The 17,604-nt window shown below is 32.2% G+C and carries 14 protein-coding genes; 8 read left to right on the forward strand and 6 right to left on the reverse strand.

What is annotated here, in order from left to right:
* The first annotated feature begins 149 nt into the window (after window positions 1–149).
* A complete protein-coding gene (locus tag GWR14_RS10465; RefSeq protein WP_163408977.1) occupies window positions 150–2,294 on the forward strand; it encodes a polyribonucleotide nucleotidyltransferase in 2,145 nt (714 codons plus the stop codon).
* 89 nt (window positions 2,295–2,383) lie between these two features.
* On the opposite strand, the gene GWR14_RS10470 is transcribed toward GWR14_RS10465, so the two are convergent.
* A complete protein-coding gene (locus GWR14_RS10470) occupies window positions 2,384–3,229 on the reverse strand; it encodes an LA_2272 family surface repeat-containing protein (RefSeq protein ID WP_163408978.1) in 846 nt (281 codons plus the stop codon).
* A 79-nt stretch (window positions 3,230–3,308) separates the two neighbouring features.
* A complete protein-coding gene (locus tag GWR14_RS10475) occupies window positions 3,309–4,388 on the reverse strand; it encodes a fatty acid desaturase family protein (RefSeq protein ID WP_163408979.1) in 1,080 nt (359 codons plus the stop codon).
* A gap of 101 nt (window positions 4,389–4,489) precedes the next feature.
* Here GWR14_RS10475 and GWR14_RS10480 point away from each other — a divergent pair, with 101 nt between their 5' ends.
* Window positions 4,490–5,452, forward strand: coding sequence for a hypothetical protein (locus tag GWR14_RS10480; protein ID WP_163408980.1), 963 nt, complete (start codon window positions 4,490–4,492; stop codon window positions 5,450–5,452).
* Between the two features lie 116 nt (window positions 5,453–5,568).
* On the opposite strand, the gene GWR14_RS10485 is transcribed toward GWR14_RS10480, so the two are convergent.
* Window positions 5,569–7,722 carry a hypothetical protein gene (locus GWR14_RS10485; protein WP_163408981.1) on the reverse strand — a complete coding sequence of 718 codons (2,154 nt, stop codon included), beginning with the start codon at window positions 7,720–7,722 and terminating at the stop codon, window positions 5,569–5,571.
* A 6-nt stretch (window positions 7,723–7,728) separates the two neighbouring features.
* Window positions 7,729–9,651, reverse strand: coding sequence for a transglutaminase-like domain-containing protein (locus tag GWR14_RS10490; RefSeq protein ID WP_163408982.1), 1,923 nt, complete (start codon window positions 9,649–9,651; stop codon window positions 7,729–7,731).
* A gap of 253 nt (window positions 9,652–9,904) precedes the next feature.
* On the opposite strand from GWR14_RS10490, the gene GWR14_RS10495 reads away from it, so the two are divergent.
* Together GWR14_RS10495 and rpe are read left to right on the forward strand one after the other, a co-directional pair.
* A complete protein-coding gene (locus GWR14_RS10495; RefSeq protein WP_007804760.1) occupies window positions 9,905–10,768 on the forward strand; it encodes a sigma-70 family RNA polymerase sigma factor in 864 nt (287 codons plus the stop codon).
* Between the two features lie 235 nt (window positions 10,769–11,003).
* Window positions 11,004–11,666, forward strand: coding sequence for a ribulose-phosphate 3-epimerase (gene rpe / locus GWR14_RS10500; RefSeq protein ID WP_163408983.1), 663 nt, complete (start codon window positions 11,004–11,006; stop codon window positions 11,664–11,666).
* Here rpe and GWR14_RS10505 read toward each other — a convergent pair.
* Window positions 11,643–12,422 (reverse strand): DNA/RNA non-specific endonuclease, encoded by a 780-nt coding sequence (locus GWR14_RS10505; RefSeq protein WP_163408984.1) that lies wholly within the window; start codon window positions 12,420–12,422, stop codon window positions 11,643–11,645. The genes rpe and GWR14_RS10505 overlap by 24 nt on opposite strands.
* A 64-nt stretch (window positions 12,423–12,486) precedes the next feature.
* Complete coding sequence (locus GWR14_RS10510; RefSeq protein ID WP_163408985.1) at window positions 12,487–14,673, reverse strand: carboxy terminal-processing peptidase; 2,187 nt, start codon at window positions 14,671–14,673, stop codon at window positions 12,487–12,489.
* A 196-nt stretch (window positions 14,674–14,869) separates the two neighbouring features.
* On the opposite strand from GWR14_RS10510, the gene surE reads away from it, so the two are divergent.
* From surE to GWR14_RS10530, 4 genes are read left to right on the forward strand one after another with little or no spacing between them, the layout of a single operon-like run.
* Window positions 14,870–15,649, forward strand: coding sequence for a 5'/3'-nucleotidase SurE (surE, locus tag GWR14_RS10515; RefSeq protein WP_163408986.1), 780 nt, complete (start codon window positions 14,870–14,872; stop codon window positions 15,647–15,649).
* Window positions 15,642–15,914: a hypothetical protein gene (locus GWR14_RS10520; RefSeq protein ID WP_163408987.1), complete on the forward strand. Its 273-nt coding sequence runs from the start codon at window positions 15,642–15,644 to the stop codon at window positions 15,912–15,914. Before surE ends, GWR14_RS10520 begins: the two co-directional genes overlap by 8 nt.
* 46 nt (window positions 15,915–15,960) lie before the next feature.
* Window positions 15,961–17,076, forward strand: a complete 1,116-nt coding sequence (gene lpxB, locus GWR14_RS10525; protein ID WP_163408988.1) for a lipid-A-disaccharide synthase — start codon at window positions 15,961–15,963, stop codon at window positions 17,074–17,076.
* 13 nt (window positions 17,077–17,089) lie between these two features.
* Window positions 17,090–17,569 carry a C40 family peptidase gene (locus tag GWR14_RS10530; protein WP_163408989.1) on the forward strand — a complete coding sequence of 160 codons (480 nt, stop codon included), beginning with the start codon at window positions 17,090–17,092 and terminating at the stop codon, window positions 17,567–17,569.
* Window positions 17,570–17,604 lie beyond the last annotated feature (35 nt).

The raw sequence follows: 17,604 nt of genomic DNA on the forward strand, positions 1-17,604 counted from the left end.
GGTGCGAGAGTGCCTCTTTTTGTTTTTACATTACAGGCATTTACAAGAAAAAAAGTTTGGTTTTTCATTGGGTTTTAGATAACAACAACTACACACAACAACAACTACAACACAACTAAAACCCATTGTATAATCAAAAAGGAAAATTTATGATTCCACAAGTTTCACAAGAAATTATCGATTTAGGAGATGGAAGAAGCATCTCAATCGAAACTGGTAAATTAGCAAAACAAGCCGATGGTTCAGTTGTTGTACGTTTAGGAAACTGTATGCTTTTAGCTACAGCAGTTTCTGCAAGAACATCAAACCCGGGCGTTGACTTTTTACCATTAACGGTAGATTACCGTGAAAAATTCGCTGCTGCAGGACGTTTCCCAGGAGGATTTTTCAAAAGAGAAGCAAGACCAAGTGACAGCGAAGTATTAACAATGAGATTAGTAGACCGTGTATTGCGTCCGCTTTTTCCAGACGATTACCACGCTGAAACTCAGGTTATGATTCAATTAATGTCTCATGACGATAATGTTATGCCAGACGCATTAGCTGGTTTAGCAGCATCTGCAGCTTTAGCTGTTTCTGATATTCCATTTTACAACTTAATTTCAGAAGTACGTGTTGCTCGTGTCGACGGAAAATTAGTAATCAATCCAAGCAGAGAAGAATTAGAGAAATCTGATATTGATATGATGATCGGTGCTTCTTTAGATTCTGTTGCCATGGTTGAAGGTGAGATGAAAGAAATTTCAGAAGCTGAAATGGTTGAGGCAATTAAATTTGCACACGAAGCAATTAAAGTTCAAATTGAAGCCCAGCAGCGTTTAAGAGCAAAACTTAGCTCTCAGGAATACAGAACTTACGAAGGTGAAATTGAAGACGAAGTAGTTTACGCTAAAGTAAAAGCTGCCGCTTACGATAAATGTTACGCAATTGCACAAGAAGCTTCTGGAAAAAGTGAAAGAGGCGAGAAATTTGCAGCTGTAAAAGAAGAAGCAAAAGCTTTATTTACTGAAGAAGAATATGCTGAAAACGCAGATCTTGCTGGTTTAGTTGGAAAATACTTCTACAAAACAAACAAAGAAGCAGTTCGTAATGTAATTCTTGAAAAAGGAATTCGTTTAGATGGAAGAAAAACGACAGAAATCAGACCAATCTGGTGTGAGACTGATTATTTACCATCTGTACACGGTTCTTCTTTATTTACACGTGGAGAAACTCAGGCTTTGGCAACTGTAACTCTTGGAACTTCAAGAGAAGCTAACCAAATCGATTCTCCATCTGAACAAGGTGAAGAGAAATTCTACTTACACTATAACTTCCCTCCTTTCTCTACTGGTGAAGCAAAACCACTAAGAGGAACTTCAAGAAGAGAAGTTGGTCACGGTAACTTAGCTCAAAGAGCTTTAAAAAATATGATCCCTGTAGATTGCCCTTATACAATCCGTGTTGTTTCTGAAGTTTTAGAATCTAACGGTTCTTCTTCTATGGCAACAGTTTGTGCAGGAACAATGGCGCTTATGGATGCCGGAGTTCAAATGACAAAACCAGTTTCTGGTATTGCTATGGGATTAATTACTGACGGTGAGAAATTTGCTGTATTGTCTGACATCTTAGGAGATGAAGATCACTTAGGAGATATGGACTTTAAAGTAACCGGAACTGCTGATGGTATTACAGCTTGCCAAATGGATATCAAAATCGAAGGATTACGTTATGATATTATGGAACAAGCTCTAGCTCAGGCTCGTGACGGACGTTTACACATTTTAGGAAAATTAACTGAAACTATTGCAACACCAAGAGAAGACGTTAAAGCTCATGCACCAAAAATCATTACCAGAACTATTCCTGGAAACTTTATTGGAGCATTAATCGGACCTGGTGGAAAAGTAATTCAGGAATTACAAAAAGCTACAGGAACTACTATCGTAATCAATGAAGTTGACGAACAAGGAGTAGTTGAAATTTTAGGAACTGATCCTGAAGGTATCAAAACTGTATTAGCTAAAATTGATGCGTTAACTTTCAAACCACAAGTTGGAGAAGCTTATGAAGTAAAAGTAATCAAGATGCTTGATTTTGGAGCGGTTGTAGAATATACTGCTGCACCAGGAAACGAGGTATTGCTTCACGTATCTGAATTGGCTTGGGAACGTACTGAAAACGTTGCTGACGTAGTTAAAATGGGAGATGTCTTCCAAGTGAAATACTTAGGAATAGACCCTAAAACTAAAAAAGAAAAAGTGTCTAAAAAAGCACTTGTTCCAAGACCTCCACGTGAGGAGAAAAAAGAGTAATCTAATCTTACTAAAGGTTTATTCATAGAAAACCCCAAACTCATTTATTTGAATTTGGGGTTTTTCGATTAATTCAATCACTATTTGTTTTATTTTTCGCTTTTAAACTGCCAGTTAAAAAGAGGAAGTTTGCGTTTTCCATTTGTATTCCAAAGCCCAAATTGCATTCCCCGCAATTCTTTAGAATTATTAAACAATCCAATCTGAATTCCATTATGTCTTCTTGAAACATTTGAAATACCGATTTGAACACCATTTCCAGAATCAGACAGATTAGCTAAACCTGAAATACTCAACCCATTAAAACTTTTAGTATTTAATATCCCTCCAACAGAAAATCCATTCATTTTATTCATTCCGGAAAATATCGAAATATTTATTCCCCTCAATTCTGCCCCTCCTGTAAACCCACCTGAACTCACATTTAATCCATTTATTTTTATATAGGTATTTTTCTCGTCATCAAAGAAAGCCACATTACTAATAACATTATCATTGATTCCTACAAAGAGAGATTCAAACGGAACATTTATAGAAACCGAAAGAAGAGCTAGCGATAATGGACTGACTTCAGCATTTAACCCATTAACAACCTGATATTTAATCTTCTCATTTTCATAATGACCAACTCCAAGAGCAAAACCATTTACTTTATTGACTCTTTTAGAAATAGGAGAAAAACTGAAAATCTTTATACTGTCATTCCTTAAATTACCATCGGACTTCCATTTAAAATAATTTAATTTTATCTCTTTTCCATCAAATACCAAAACAGAATTTTCAGGAGTATTATTTACCTGAGCACTGTCAATGACTTTTAATGAATTATTCTGTCCAAAACAAAATCCCTTAAACATTATTAGAACAACTAAAATGTATTGTCTTTTGTTAAGCTTTAAAATTTGTTTTTTACTTATTTGATTTAATACTTCCATCTTTTACTTATTTAACTAATCGAATCTAACTTTGAAGAAATCAATTAAAAATATTCTCTTAATTAGTGCCAAATTCCAATTATAAAAAGTCACACTTCCCCATTTTATACAAATGCTTAAAATGTGAAAACATCATTTCAAACAAGGTTTTATGATGGTAAGGCTGTTTGTATTTTTTTGTAGTTTCCTGAATTATTGCATTTATTTCGCTATAATTGGTATGGCAAATATTAGGAAAAAGGTGATGTGCAGCATGACAGTTGGAGCCACCACTTAAAAACCTTGCCCAACTTTTATCTGCATTCCAATCACAACTGGTGTAAAGCTGATGAACCGCCCATGTATGTTCAAGAAACTCTCCTTCAGGCTGGGGATAATCTGCGCCATCAAAAAAATGCGTCCCTACCAACATAATAATAAACACCATCGATGTAAAAGCACTCGCAGTAAGATAAGTTAACAAAACAAAAGTCCACGAAAATCCAGCAAATATTATTGGAACAAATAACACTAAAGAGAAATGGAATACTTTATATAACATAAATCTAAAATAAAGCTCTATTTTAGGTACGCCTCTTTTCATCCAGTCATATTCATTTGAGAACAGATATATCCAATCGCTCATAAAAACAGAATGCAATAAAGTAAACATATAAATAAAAGGTGCATAATAAGCCTGATATTTATGTCTGGGTTTCCATGGATGAGTTGGACTCAATCTTAAAAATGGATTTTTATCTATATCAATATCACTTCCTTCCACATTTGCATATAAATGATGTGACCGAATATGCCTCAATCCCCAAAGCAAAGGATCAATTCCTACAGTAAGGAAACTAAAAAAATGCAAAACCGAATTCGCTTTTTTATTTTTGAACGCTGTATTATGAGAGGCATCATGACCAAAACTAAATCCTATCAATAATCCGGATAGTTGAAAAAGGACATATAGAATCCAAAAAGATATTTTACCAATAGTTTCTAAAAAAAGTGATGAATAAGACAAATAGCAAACCAATGTCCAGAATAAGCCTTTAAACCAAAATCTGGCATCTCCATAAGAAATATTCTTGCCTCTAAGTTTTTCATTAACCCTTTGTTTTAAATCAGTAAAAAATATTTTTTCATCTTCTGATTTATTGAAATATTTAGCTTTCATAAATTATTTTTTAATTACAGAAGCAAACTTATTGCAATTATCACATATTAATTTGCGTAAATTAATAATACTATTTCGTATATTTGCGATTATCACAAATTATGGAATATCAAAAATTACTATTAAAAGCTATACAGAAGAAAAATTCTAAATCTATTTCACTCATAGATGAAATAGCTTCTGTACTGGAAATCAGTTATGATGCATCCCATAGACGAATTTCTGAAAAAAGTAAATTTTCTATAGACGAAACCATCAAACTTGCTTCCCATTTTAAAATTTCACTTGACAGCCTGTTTATAAAAGAAGAAAGGCTTATTGTTGAAAAAACAATTGAGATACAAACATTGAAAGACATGCTTCAGTATTTCAAAAAATCCGCAGAACAAATTGAAATATTAACTAAAAATCCAACAACTACACTTTATTATTCTGCCAAAGACATTCCGTTGTTTTATTTTATGGATGGAACAATTTTATCAAAATTTAAAGCTTTTGTATGGCTGAACCTCTTAAACCCAAGTCAGAAAAAAGTAGCTTTTGAAAATTTTGTAATTGACGAATCTTTTTCTGAATATATGCAGAAATTAAAAAAGATCTACGAAAGGACTACTGTCAATGAAATTTGGAACGACACCACAATAAACAGCAGTCTACAACAGATTTTATATTTTTATGAATCTGGCCTTCTAAACCTGAAGAATGCGAATGCACTCTGCAAAGATTTAAAAAGAATTATAAATTTGATTCAGGAAAAATGTAATAATCCTGATAACAATTTTGCTATTTATTATAACGAACTCATATTATTAAACAACAATATGCTCATTGAAACGGAAGAAAAACTAACCATGTTTGTTCCCTACACACTTCTGGGCTATTTTATTACCGACAATGAGGAAAGCTGCAAAAATGTCCATCAGTTTTTTAAACAGCAGATTATCAATTCAAAACCCTTAGGGCAATCAGGAATTAAAGAACAAAATCTATTCTTTAATCGGGCAATCCGAAAAATAGATTATTACATGGATAAAATAAATACTCAGATAGATTTATTGTTTTAATTTACTTAAATTCAAAACCCAATTCAAATAAATGAATTGGGTTTTGAATTTTCAATCATTCTTGAAAGTATTTAATCATACTTCTAAACAATTTTTAAGACTTCATAAGATCTATATCATTCCTTTTTAAGTAGAATTTTCTCCTGAGTAAATTGGTATGCTGCTTCTAAAAATGCTATTATCTTGTTCCAATTTGCATTCGGCTCGTAGTAATTATTATATTTCTTTGTTGTTTTAATTATTAGTTTATTATCTTTTAAAATAGAAGCGCTAATAAATTCTCCTGTTGAATTTTGAACATTTTTATTTAATTTTTCAATTCCTGAAATTTTATATCCGTCAGGAATTTCAAAAACAATTTCATTTTCAAAAGCTCTCGGAAACGGCATATACACATTATTTTTTCGGTCTGTTTCTTTTTTATCAATTTCAACCTGATTGGTCAGCATTTTCCCTATTTCAACAATATAATTTTCGCCTGCTTTTTTTATTAAATTATTCTTTATAACAAATTCTTCTTCATACGAAAATGGAGCGTTATCACCGTATCTGCCGGTATTTGTAATATTGATTGTTGGATGTTCAATCTCAAAATCAAATTCGGACGAAAGAGATTTTTTTTCGTCATCTTTTTGTATGTCTTTTAGTTTGTTTTTCAAAGCGTCAAACTCTTTATTGTACTGCTCCCGCTTACTTTTACTGCCTACCTTGTCTATAACTCTTTCGGTTCCATATTTTTGATAATCTTCATCAACGTAATCAAAAAACTTCAATTTACTATTTTGTTCATCTTTCTTAAAATGTCCAAAAAATGCAGAAGTCCTTTTGATATTCAAATTAGACATATCAGTATCCATTGAAACATTTGTAAGTACTTTTGTAACATTATCTTTAGCTGTAGTAGATGGCAAATTCACTTCCTCAACATTTTGAATAGCCTTATTTTTCACATAATCCATTATATAACCTTTTGAGTTTTCCAAACCATGATCAATTGTACCAGGCATTGAGAAAGGATTGCAATATTCAAGATATAACGGGTTTGGCGTATTGATTCGTAATAACGGGGTCAGGTTTCTGCGAATCAGCAATTCATCCAGAGAGCCATTATTCCTATCTGTTGCAAGTACAATATTATAATCAATTTTAAACTCTTTCATAAAGGCCATAAAATAGTATATAAAAGATCTTTCATCAGAAAAGAAAAGAGGATTTTTATACATGGAGTAGGAATTAAAAATATTCGCTTCCTTAATTACTGCTGATTCAATATATTGTGTATAATACTGGTGTCTGGCGAATAGATAAACTGCTTTTATTTTTTCTTCTTCATTTTCAAAAGTTTTTCCTTTCAGGAATTTTAACGTTTCACCTAAATCAAAAACAGCGTAAAATTTCTTTTCATAATAATCATAAATATCATTCTTGTCTACAGTTTTTCTAAAAGAAACAAGTCCCTTTGGCAGAAATACATCTGCATAAGCCGGAATTGCAAAACCCGATTTTCTTGCAAAAAAAACCTGAAATTTATAACAAGGCATTTCTGCTAAAGGATAAAACCATCTGGGAAATTCATTTTTCTCTATATCATGGGCTTCTAATTCGTATGTTTTAGTATGTTTTTTTCCAGAAGAAACTTCCTTTAATTCAGGAGCTCCATGATAGGTATTAAAACTAACATAAAAATCCTCCTCTATTGAAAATTTTATTTTTCTGCTCATAATAGGATAAACATCTCCTAATGTATTTTCGACAGGATCAAAATTTTGAACTTCGCTTGTAAAAGGCTCATAAGAATAGTAATAATAATCTATGACATCTCCTATCTCAAGACCATTAATGGCTATTTTTTTCTGATTATCAATCTTTTTAGCCTCTTTATCAACATCAACTTCAATTTCATCACCATTTGGCTTAACAATTTTTACACCTAAAAATGTTGTCCCTTCTTTGTATTTGTATCCTTTTGTTGTATAAAACTTATCTTTAAATGAGAATTCAGAAAACTCCTTAACAGAATTCTCATCCTGAAGCTTTATTCTTTGTCTATAAGCACTTGTGTATACTACTTTGGTTCCGGAATTATGGTAATCATAATATTCATATTTATAGATAATAACGGCCGATTCATTTTTCCATTTATCCGGTATTTTGATTGCAGTTTTAAAAGTATCTGATTTTCCCCAGAAGAAATCTTTCACTTCGGTTTTATCCTGTGAATAAGAAGAAAAACAAATTGTAATAAAGAAAATGAGTAGTATTTTATTCATGCTTATTTATGATTTGGTAAAAATTATTTGTTGGTTATAAATTGTCTTAAGGCTTTTATTGGATGCATTCCACTTTGCCATGTCACCTATTTTAACGACTGCCTTTTTAAACACAAATTGTTTTTTATAAACAATCTCTTTGCCTGTATGTTTAAACGAAATCACGATACTAAAATCTTCTTCATTTACATTTAGGTTTTCAGGTAATTTGCTCAGCTTGTATCCCTGGGGTATCTCCAGAACTACATTTGATTCATAGTTCGTTTTATAATTGAATTCATAATCTGTTTTTCTGTCTTTAAATTCAAAATTTTTATATTCATCCATGTAGGCTAAGTCTATAAAAATGTCGTTATCAAATTTTGAAACCTTATTTTGAACATCTACATCAAAGTTTACAAAAAGTTTTAAATCCCTGTTTTTAAAATCTGAAGTTTTAATATTACTGGCCGTAATATTTTTATCATTTCCGGAAAGGTATTTTTCTAAAGTTTCCCCTTTTTTATTATTTTCAAAAGAATTAAAAATATTTAAAAACTCCGTTTTACTTTCTCCTGAATACATTTTAGAACAACTGCCGCTCAATTTATCATTGTCAATAATCAACTTGGCATTATAAATCTCTTTATTTAACTCACTTCCCGAAGCAGGAACCTTTTTAATAATAAATTTGTCGCCGTCTTCGATCATTACTTCCTTATTTTGGATTCGTTCTGCATCTTCTCCAAAAGAATTATACTTCTCTGTACCATCTATATAGTACGTTTTACCATTATAAAAAAGAGTGCAGATCATATGATTATCAACTGCCAAAGATGGTGTAGCGTAATCATACAAAATATGTTTGGTTCCAATCCAGGCAAGTCTGGCATCAAATCCTGCCAATTTCAGCATTTGCTTGCTTAAATTTGCCATGCCTTTACAATCTCCATATCTTTTTTCAAAAACATGATTAGACTCATCAGGTTTAAAACCTGCGATCCCGTCTTCAAATGCAATATATCTGATATTATCCTGAACCCAATAATAAATATTTTTGATTTTTTCTTCATCTGTTTTTGCTGAAGAAGTCAATTCTGCTACTTTACCGGCAAGCACACTTGTATCATCTTTCATGGAATCTATCAAAGATTTATACCATTTATACAAATCTGCTGTCGAATTAAAAAGCAAGGTCTCTTTATCTTTATTTTTAAAAGATTTTGCTATAACCAGAACGTGTGGATAAATATAAGTCCTTCCCGGTGCCTTTTTCTCTTTATAAAAGGCATTAACATTTTCCATGATATAAGTGTAAATAGTAGTACCATTTCGATCATCATGTATTTTAGTTTTAGAAATAGTATTACCATCAAAATTAAATTCTTTTAATTCTAAATTCAACCAATCGGGAACTACAACTGTTATCTCTTTTTTTATAACGGGAAACTCATCATTAAAATACAAAGAGGTAAAATACTTAACATCATTATACTTTTTTTCCAACTCATAAGTATAGGAGTAACCTTGTACCGGAAAATCCACTTCCATATACTTAACACGGGCATCATTGTAGAACAAATCCTTATCTTTGTAAAATTGGTCTTTTACCTCAAAACCTGCATTTTTTTGATTTCTATATTTCAAAACAATTTTTTCAATTGAAGACTCACTATCATAAAACTCATATTTATTAATATCAGCCCTGTGATTAATGTTCATTAAAACTTCTTTTACTGAATTTTTAACTACCACTTTAGAATCCCCCTTATTCAGGTCAAAAGTGATCAATTCCTTACTTTCCAAAATAGCCACATCATCTTTGCTATATTTTTCTCTAAGGGATTTTGCTAATTTAATATCTTCTGCTGTGGGGTCTAATGATTTTTGTCCGAAGAGTAAAGTTGTAGACAAAAAGAAAGTAAAAATTAAAGGTATAAGTATTTTCATCAAAAAATTATTTGGCGCAATTTACAAAAAAACCAACACGGATTATTTTTTCCTTTTCCTGATTTATTACATTTCCTATCTTCCTTTTATATTGATTATTACTAATGTCAAAAATCGAAATATTTAGTGAAAAATATTTCAATTTATTCTTAGCAAAAAATAACTTTAAAAAATATTTTAGCTCATTGTAACTTTTTTGCATCTCCTTACGTATAACCATTTGTACACTTTAAAAAAATAGGGAGACAACAACATGAGACAACTTAAAATCACCAAGCAGGTAACCAATCGTGAAACTGCATCGTTAGACAAATATCTACAAGAAATTGGAAAAGTTGACCTAATTACCGCTGATGAAGAGGTAGAATTAGCACAAAGAATAAAGGCCGGTGATCAAAGAGCATTAGAAAAACTAACAAAAGCCAATCTACGTTTCGTAGTATCTGTGGCTAAACAATATCAAAATCAAGGATTAACTCTTCCTGACTTAATTAATGAAGGAAACTTAGGTTTAATCAAAGCGGCACAACGTTTTGATGAAACCCGTGGATTCAAATTTATTTCTTATGCAGTTTGGTGGATTCGTCAATCGATTCTTCAGGCGTTGGCAGAACAATCACGTATTGTTCGTTTACCATTAAATAAAATTGGTTCTATCAATAAAATCAACAAAATGTATGCTTTATTAGAGCAATCTAATGAGCGTCCGCCTTCTGCTGAAGAAATTGCAAAAGAACTTGACATGACTGTAAATGACGTAAAAGAGTCTATGAAAAACTCCGGTCGTCACTTATCTATGGATGCACCTCTTGTTGAAGGTGAAGATTCTAACCTTTATGACGTTTTACGTTCCGGAGAATCTCCAAATCCTGACAGAGAGTTAATTCACGAATCATTACGTACTGAAATCGAGCGTTCATTAGAAACATTAACTCCAAGAGAAGCTGATGTTGTTCGTTTGTATTTTGGTCTTGGCGATCAGCACCCAATGACTCTTGAAGAAATTGGAGAAACTTTCGACTTAACCCGTGAGCGAGTTCGTCAGATTAAAGAAAAAGCAATCCGTAGATTGAAACATACTTCCAGAAGTAAAATCCTTAAAACATACTTAGGATAAAACAATATAAATTTCAATATTTTAAAATCCCAAACTCCAGTCGGCTTGGAATTTGGATATTTTAAATTGGAATTTTACCATAAACAACAGTTTGATTGACTGTTCGTTTTTTGATTGATGATTGAAACTCCGGCTGATTACCGGAGTTTTTTATTTTTTATAACTACCTTTGCAAAAAATAAACTACATGGAGACACACTACTGTGTGCCTCTACATTAAACAACTACACACACAATGAAGAATACACTTATCGCTCCTTCTGTTCTTGCAGCTGATTTTGCCAATTTACAACGTGATATTGAAATGATAAACAGCAGTCAGGCTGACTGGTTTCATATTGATATCATGGATGGAGTTTTTGTTCCGAATATTTCTTTTGGAATGCCAGTTTTGGATGCTATTTCAAAACATGCAAAAAAAACTATAGATGTACATTTAATGATTGTTGATCCAGATCGTTACATCAAAACTTTTGCAGATTTAGGAGCTAACAATTTGACTGTTCATTACGAAGCCTGCACACACCTTCACAGAACTCTGCAAGCTATCAAAGCTGAAGGAATGAAGGCTGGAGTTGCTATTAACCCTCACACCAACATTGATTTATTAGAAGATGTAATAAACGACATTGATTTAGTTTGTATCATGAGTGTAAACCCTGGTTTTGGAGGACAATCATTTATAGAAAACACGTATACTAAAATTAAAAAGCTTAAAGATTTAATTATCCGCAAAAATGCCTCAACATTGATTGAAATTGATGGAGGGGTAACTAATAAAAATGCAAAACAATTAGTAGAAACAGGGGCTGATGTATTGGTTGCGGGAAGTTTTGTTTTTGGAGCAGAAAACCCAACAGCAACTATTGCCGATTTAAAAGTCCTTACTGCTTTTTAAGTTTTTTAAATTAGGAAAGAAATCAATCCCGGTCATTTTTTCTAATGTTTCAACAGGAACAACAAACTCATAAATTCCTTTTTGACTCTTTTCATTCGGAATCAAAAAAGCAATTACCTTATGTTCTTTCCCTGATTTAGTTAAAACAATTTTGTAAAAATATTTAGGAACAGAAACCTCTTCTGTTCCTATTTTTTTATCTGAATCCTTCAAAATTCCTCCGGTAACAACATATACATTATTATATTTTTCGGCCCAATAACGAACTTTATTCTCCAAACGGTTCCATATCCCGCTATTAAACTCATGATTCTGAGGCGAGATATTTGAGGTATAAAATGTATCATCATATGCTTTTTTATCAAATTCCATGTCTCCCGCCGGGCAAAGATGCCCCTTATCATAACCTGACTTCTTATAATTCCGCCAATCAGCAGAACCTGTTGTCACTTTAGGATCTTCTATAAAATAAGGTCTTTTAAAATCATTATTTTTTAAATATTCTTTTTTTAATTCATAGGCCACCCACTCTGCCTGTTCAAATTTTTCATTATAAGATAGAGTATAATAATCATGTTTTACAATTTGTTTTGTGGTCGAAGTTGGCAGATAAGCAACAGAATAATTTGCCTGAACAGTATTCTGTAATGGTGAGGCAAAAGTATTTTGTCCCAAAAGCATTTGTTTTTCCTGAAGTTGATCTTTACAGGAAGCCAGAAATAATGTACTTAAAAATAAAAAGAATATTTTTTTCATATTAAACTATCATTCAAAAAAAAGCTCCATAAAATATGGAGCCTTTAAATTAATTATTTTAAAATTAAGATTTAACTAATTTGTCTCTTTTTAATTTAGTAGAATTAGTCTGTTTGTTAATATTACCTTTTGGCTGTAAATCATCCAACACATTAAGAGCTTCTTCAACATATATATCTTTTGCCAAAGCCTGATGCCATGCTTCTCTTTTTTCTTTTAATGAAGGATCTTTGCCCATTTCCAGATTTTCATAAGGCAATGATTTAAAAATTAAATCATTTTTATAATCTGCAATAGGTTTGTATTTCTTGCCTTCGTTTTCTACCTGTTCCTGAGTAGCTTTAAAGCTTTTAATGTTCAGGCTATATGTATTCTCCTTGTTTTTAAGATCAATCCACTTTGCATTATCCTCTATCAATTTGAATTGAGGATTTTGAGCAATTCTAAGCCTGCTGTTTGCTACTGCCTGACTAAAGTTTTCGTTAGAATTCCAAACATTATAATTTGCAGGATCAATTTTATCCCAAGGCATTGCGTTATCCATATCGCGTTCGCCCATTTTTAAATAAGCATAACGATCCGGCATTACCACATCACTTTTTACACCTTCCAATTGAGTAGAACCACCGTTAATTCTATAGAATTTTTGGGCAGTTGCTTTTAATGCTCCAAAATCTCCATATTCACTGTTACGTACAAACTGATTTAAATCTATAACAGTCTGTACTGTTCCTTTACCATAAGTTTGTTTACTTCCAATGATAACTCCACGTTTGTAATCCTGAATTGCAGCAGCTAATATTTCAGAAGCAGAAGCAGAAAAACTGTTCACCATAATTACTAAAGGTCCGCTCCATTCAATTTTTTTGTCTTTATCATATAGAACCTCTTTCATTTTTCCAGCAGATTTTACCTGAACAATTGGTCCTTCTTCAATAAACAATCCTGCAATATCAACTACTGTAGAAAGAGATCCTCCTCCGTCATCACGTACATCAAGAACAATTCCGCTGATATTTTCTTTTTTCAGTCTTTCTACCTCCAAAGCGATGTCTTTACCAGCATCTCTTCCGTCTTTATTTTCAAAATCTATATAAAATTTAGGCAAATAAATTACCCCGTATTTTAATCCGTTTTTCTCAACGATACTAGATTTAGCATACGTTTCTTCAATCTCAACCACATCTCTGATAATTGAAATAACCTTAATAGTCCCGTCTACTTTTTTTACTGTCAGTTTTACTTCTGTTCCTTTATGACCTTTAATTTTCTTAACCACATCATCCAGACGCATACCTACAACATCTACAGGCTCCTGGTTTCCTTGCGCCACTTTCAAAATTAAATCGCCGGCTTCCAGTTCTTTCCCTTTCCATGCAGGTCCTCCGGAAATCAGTTCATCAATCTGGGTAAAATCATTTTTCTTAGTCAAACGCGCTCCAATACCTTCTAATTTACCACTGATATTCACATCAAAACGATCTTTTTCTTCCGGTGCAAAATAGCTTGTATGCGGATCAAAACGTGTCATGATTGAATTAACATACACTGAGAACCAATCTTGTTTTTCAAGATCTTTTATCAGACTAAAATTATCATCTAATGATTTTAAGGAACTATCACGTGTTTCTTTTTCTAAAGTTTCAAAAGACTTTGGTTTATAAGAAGGATCCGTTTTCTTTTTATCTTCCTCAAGTTTTTGTTTTGTTACCAAAGAAGAAAGTGTTGAAAGTTTAATTTGCTTTCTCCATCTTTCGTTTATTTCCACAGCATTTTTTGCGTAAGGGGTATTCTCATAATCAGCATTAAAAGTTTCATCAATTGTATAATTGAATGGCTGTGCTAAAAGCGTTTTATACCTTTTTTTACTTTCTTCCATACGTTTCATCAATCTGGTATAAGTCAGATTAAAAAATGTCAAATCCCTATTAACAAACTGATCATCAAGCATCAACTCATATTGTTTAAATTCATCAATATCAGACTGAAGGAAAAATCGTTTAGAAGGATCAAGTGCTTCTATATAATCCTTAAATATACCTCTTGAAAATGCATCATCTATCGGAGGCGGGTTATAATGTCCTTTTTCTATAACAAATGCCAGCAGTTCCAAAAGCATTTTGTCTTTATTTGGGTCCGGATCTACTGTTTTATCTGCATTTATTTTGAATGCAAACAAGGTTACAGACAAGCACAATACAGCTATGAGGATTTTATAATTTCGTTTCATAAATTTAATAATAGCATTCATCAATTTTTTTATCTAAGTTATAGTAAAAATCAAGCCAATAAAGCCAAGTCTACTATAATTTTTTGTTAAAGATATAAAAATCTTTGAATCGCAAAAAACTTCAATAATTTAGTTGACAAATTTTAATTTATTTGTTAGCATTCTACGAAAATCTGTTCCTACATTTGTCTTTAAAATCTTATTCCTAATTCTTACTATGAAAAACAAAAAGCCCTTAATATTAGTAACTAATGACGATGGCGTTTCTGCTCCCGGAATCAGAACTTTAATCAATATTATGTCAACTATTGGTGATGTCATTGTAGTGGCGCCAGACAAACCGCAGAGTGCGATGGGGCATGCCATAACAATAAACAACACTTTATATCTGGATAAAATTTCAAAAGAAGATGATCCTATAACACAATACAGCTGTTCAGGAACACCTGTCGATTGTGTAAAGTTAGCAGTTCGTGAAATTTTGAAAAGAAAACCTGATTTATGCGTTTCAGGAATTAATCATGGTTCAAATTCATCTATAAATGTAATTTATTCAGGAACAATGAGTGCGGCGGTTGAAGCGGGAATTGAAGGAATTCCGGCTATTGGTTTTTCATTATTGGATTATAACTGGAATGCTGATTTTGAACCGGTTAAACCATTTGTCAAAAAAATAGTTTTAGAAACCCTAGAAAAAAAATTACCGGAAGGTGTCATATTAAATGTTAACTTTCCGAAATTAAAAGAAAAAGAAATTAAGGGAATAAAGATTTGCAGACAGGCAAAGGCGATGTGGTTAGAGAAATTTGACAAACGCCAAACCCCTTTCGGGAAAGATTATTACTGGCTTTCGGGTGAATTTGTTAATCAGGACAAAGGAAATGACACAGATGAATGGGCATTGGAAAATGGATACGTTTCTGTAGTCCCGGTTCAGTTTGACCTGACTGCTCATCATAGTATCCAGCAACTAAATACATGGGATTTAAATGAATAAAAAAGACATTTTTTTAGGTTTCATAATAGGCATTTTCACTTCTTTGCTAGGGAGTTATTTATTTATTGTTTTTTTTACAAAATTTGATATTCTATCCGGAATTCAGACAATTAGAGAAAATGGCTATTTAGGAAAAGTGATAACTATAGGTACTACTCCGGATCTTGCTGTTTTTGCTCTTTTATTAAAAAAAGACAAAGAATTTATGGCAGGCGGAGTCATTTTGGCCGTGATTACTTTGGCAATTTCCACTTTGCTGGTTTAAGTTATTATCTTTGCAGGCGATTATTCCTTAAAAACACAATCTACCTATGAAATATTATATCATTGCCGGTGAAGCCTCGGGCGATTTACACGGATCTAATTTGATGAAAGCCTTATATGTGGAAGACCCAAATGCAGAAATTCGGTTTTGGGGTGGCGATTTAATGCAAAAAGCAGGAGGAATCCTGGTTAAGCATTATCGGGAATTGGCTTTTATGGGTTTTGTCGAAGTAATTTTTAACTTAAAAACCATTTTAAATAATATTAAATTTTGTAAAAAGGATATTGCAGAATTCCAGCCGGATGTTATCATTTTTATTGATTATCCCGGATTTAATATGCGAATTGCAAAATGGGCAAAAGCATTATATTACAAAACTCATTATTATATTTCGCCTCAGATCTGGGCCTGGAAAGAAAACAGGATTGAAGCAATCAAACGCGATGTAGACAAAATGTTTGTGATTTTGCCTTTCGAAAAAAGCTTTTATGAAGACAAGCATCATTTTCCGGTAGATTTTGTCGGACATCCTTTAATTGACGCTATTCACAACCAGCCTGCTTTTGACGAAACAATTTTCAGAAAAGAAAACCAATTAAGTGAAAAACCAATTGTTGCCGTTTTACCGGGTAGTCGCAAACAGGAAATCATCAAAATGCTGAGTGTAATGCTGAGTGTTGTGGATGATTTTAAAGATTACCAGTTTGTAATTGCCGGAGCTCCAAGTCAGGATTTTGAATTTTACAATCAATTTATTTCAAACTCAAACATCAAATTCGTTTCAAACAAAACTTATGATTTGTTGCGTTCTTCGACAGCTGCTTTGGTAACTTCAGGAACAGCTACCTTAGAAACAGCACTTTTTAAAGTCCCTGAAGTAGTATGTTACAAAGGAAGCTGGGCATCTTACCAGATTGCAAAACGCATTATTACCTTAAAATACATTTCACTTGTCAATTTAATTATGGATGAAGAAGTTGTAACTGAGTTAATTCAAAACGACTGCAATACCAAACGAATCAAGGAAGAGCTTCAAAAATTATTAGCTCCAAATTATCGTCAGGAACTATTAAAGAAATATGAGGATTTAGAACAGAAACTTGGAGGAGAGGGAGCAAGTAAAAAAACAGCCAGACTTATTGTTTCAGATTTAAAAAAATAATACAATCATCGTTTTGAAAAAAATAGTCATACTGATTTTTCTTGTCCTATTTGTATCATGCAAAACTGGTTCAATTTCAGCTAGCAAAGAGTCTAAACATGAAACAAAATACATTGTAAACAACCTGATTAAGACTGCTACAGATAACATTGGTTCACCATATAAAGCTACAGGAACTACCAAAGCAGGTTTCGATTGTTCAGGCTTAGTTTTCTCTACTTTTGAAACAGAAAATATAAAATTACCACGAAGTTCTTATGAGCAATCCAAAATTGGAAAAATAATTCCGTTTGATGATGCCAAAAAAGGAGACCTGATTTTCTTTAAAACTAACAAAAGCAAACAAATTAATCATGTAGGACTTATTACTGAAGTGAATCGTGAAGAGATAAAATTCGTTCACTCATCCACTTCCAAAGGAGTAATTATTTCTTCAACAAAAGAGGCTTATTATAAAAATTCATTTGTTCAGGTTAACAGGATACTTGAATAAATTAAATAAATAATATTTTTCTTACTTTATTTTAA

This window comes from Flavobacterium ajazii (genome assembly GCF_010614725.1).
Classification (GTDB): domain Bacteria; phylum Bacteroidota; class Bacteroidia; order Flavobacteriales; family Flavobacteriaceae; genus Flavobacterium; species Flavobacterium ajazii.

Bases quoted from the DNA above. Each gene is read 5' to 3' on its own strand.
- lpxB (WP_163408988.1), top strand. From the start codon at position 15,961: ATGAAATATTATATCATTGCCGGTGAAGCCTCGGGCGATTTACACGGA.
- GWR14_RS10485 (WP_163408981.1), bottom strand. From the start codon at position 7,722: ATGAATAAAATACTACTCATTTTCTTTATTACAATTTGTTTTTCTTCT.
- GWR14_RS10520 (WP_163408987.1), top strand. From the start codon at position 15,642: ATGAATAAAAAAGACATTTTTTTAGGTTTCATAATAGGCATTTTCACT.
- rpe (WP_163408983.1), top strand. From the start codon at position 11,004: ATGAAGAATACACTTATCGCTCCTTCTGTTCTTGCAGCTGATTTTGCC.
- GWR14_RS10475 (WP_163408979.1), bottom strand. From the start codon at position 4,388: ATGAAAGCTAAATATTTCAATAAATCAGAAGATGAAAAAATATTTTTT.
- GWR14_RS10490 (WP_163408982.1), bottom strand. From the start codon at position 9,651: ATGAAAATACTTATACCTTTAATTTTTACTTTCTTTTTGTCTACAACT.
- GWR14_RS10480 (WP_163408980.1), top strand. From the start codon at position 4,490: ATGGAATATCAAAAATTACTATTAAAAGCTATACAGAAGAAAAATTCT.
- surE (WP_163408986.1), top strand. From the start codon at position 14,870: ATGAAAAACAAAAAGCCCTTAATATTAGTAACTAATGACGATGGCGTT.
- GWR14_RS10510 (WP_163408985.1), bottom strand. From the start codon at position 14,673: ATGAATGCTATTATTAAATTTATGAAACGAAATTATAAAATCCTCATA.
- GWR14_RS10505 (WP_163408984.1), bottom strand. From the start codon at position 12,422: ATGAAAAAAATATTCTTTTTATTTTTAAGTACATTATTTCTGGCTTCC.
- GWR14_RS10465 (WP_163408977.1), top strand. From the start codon at position 150: ATGATTCCACAAGTTTCACAAGAAATTATCGATTTAGGAGATGGAAGA.
- GWR14_RS10470 (WP_163408978.1), bottom strand. From the start codon at position 3,229: ATGGAAGTATTAAATCAAATAAGTAAAAAACAAATTTTAAAGCTTAAC.
- GWR14_RS10495 (WP_007804760.1), top strand. From the start codon at position 9,905: ATGAGACAACTTAAAATCACCAAGCAGGTAACCAATCGTGAAACTGCA.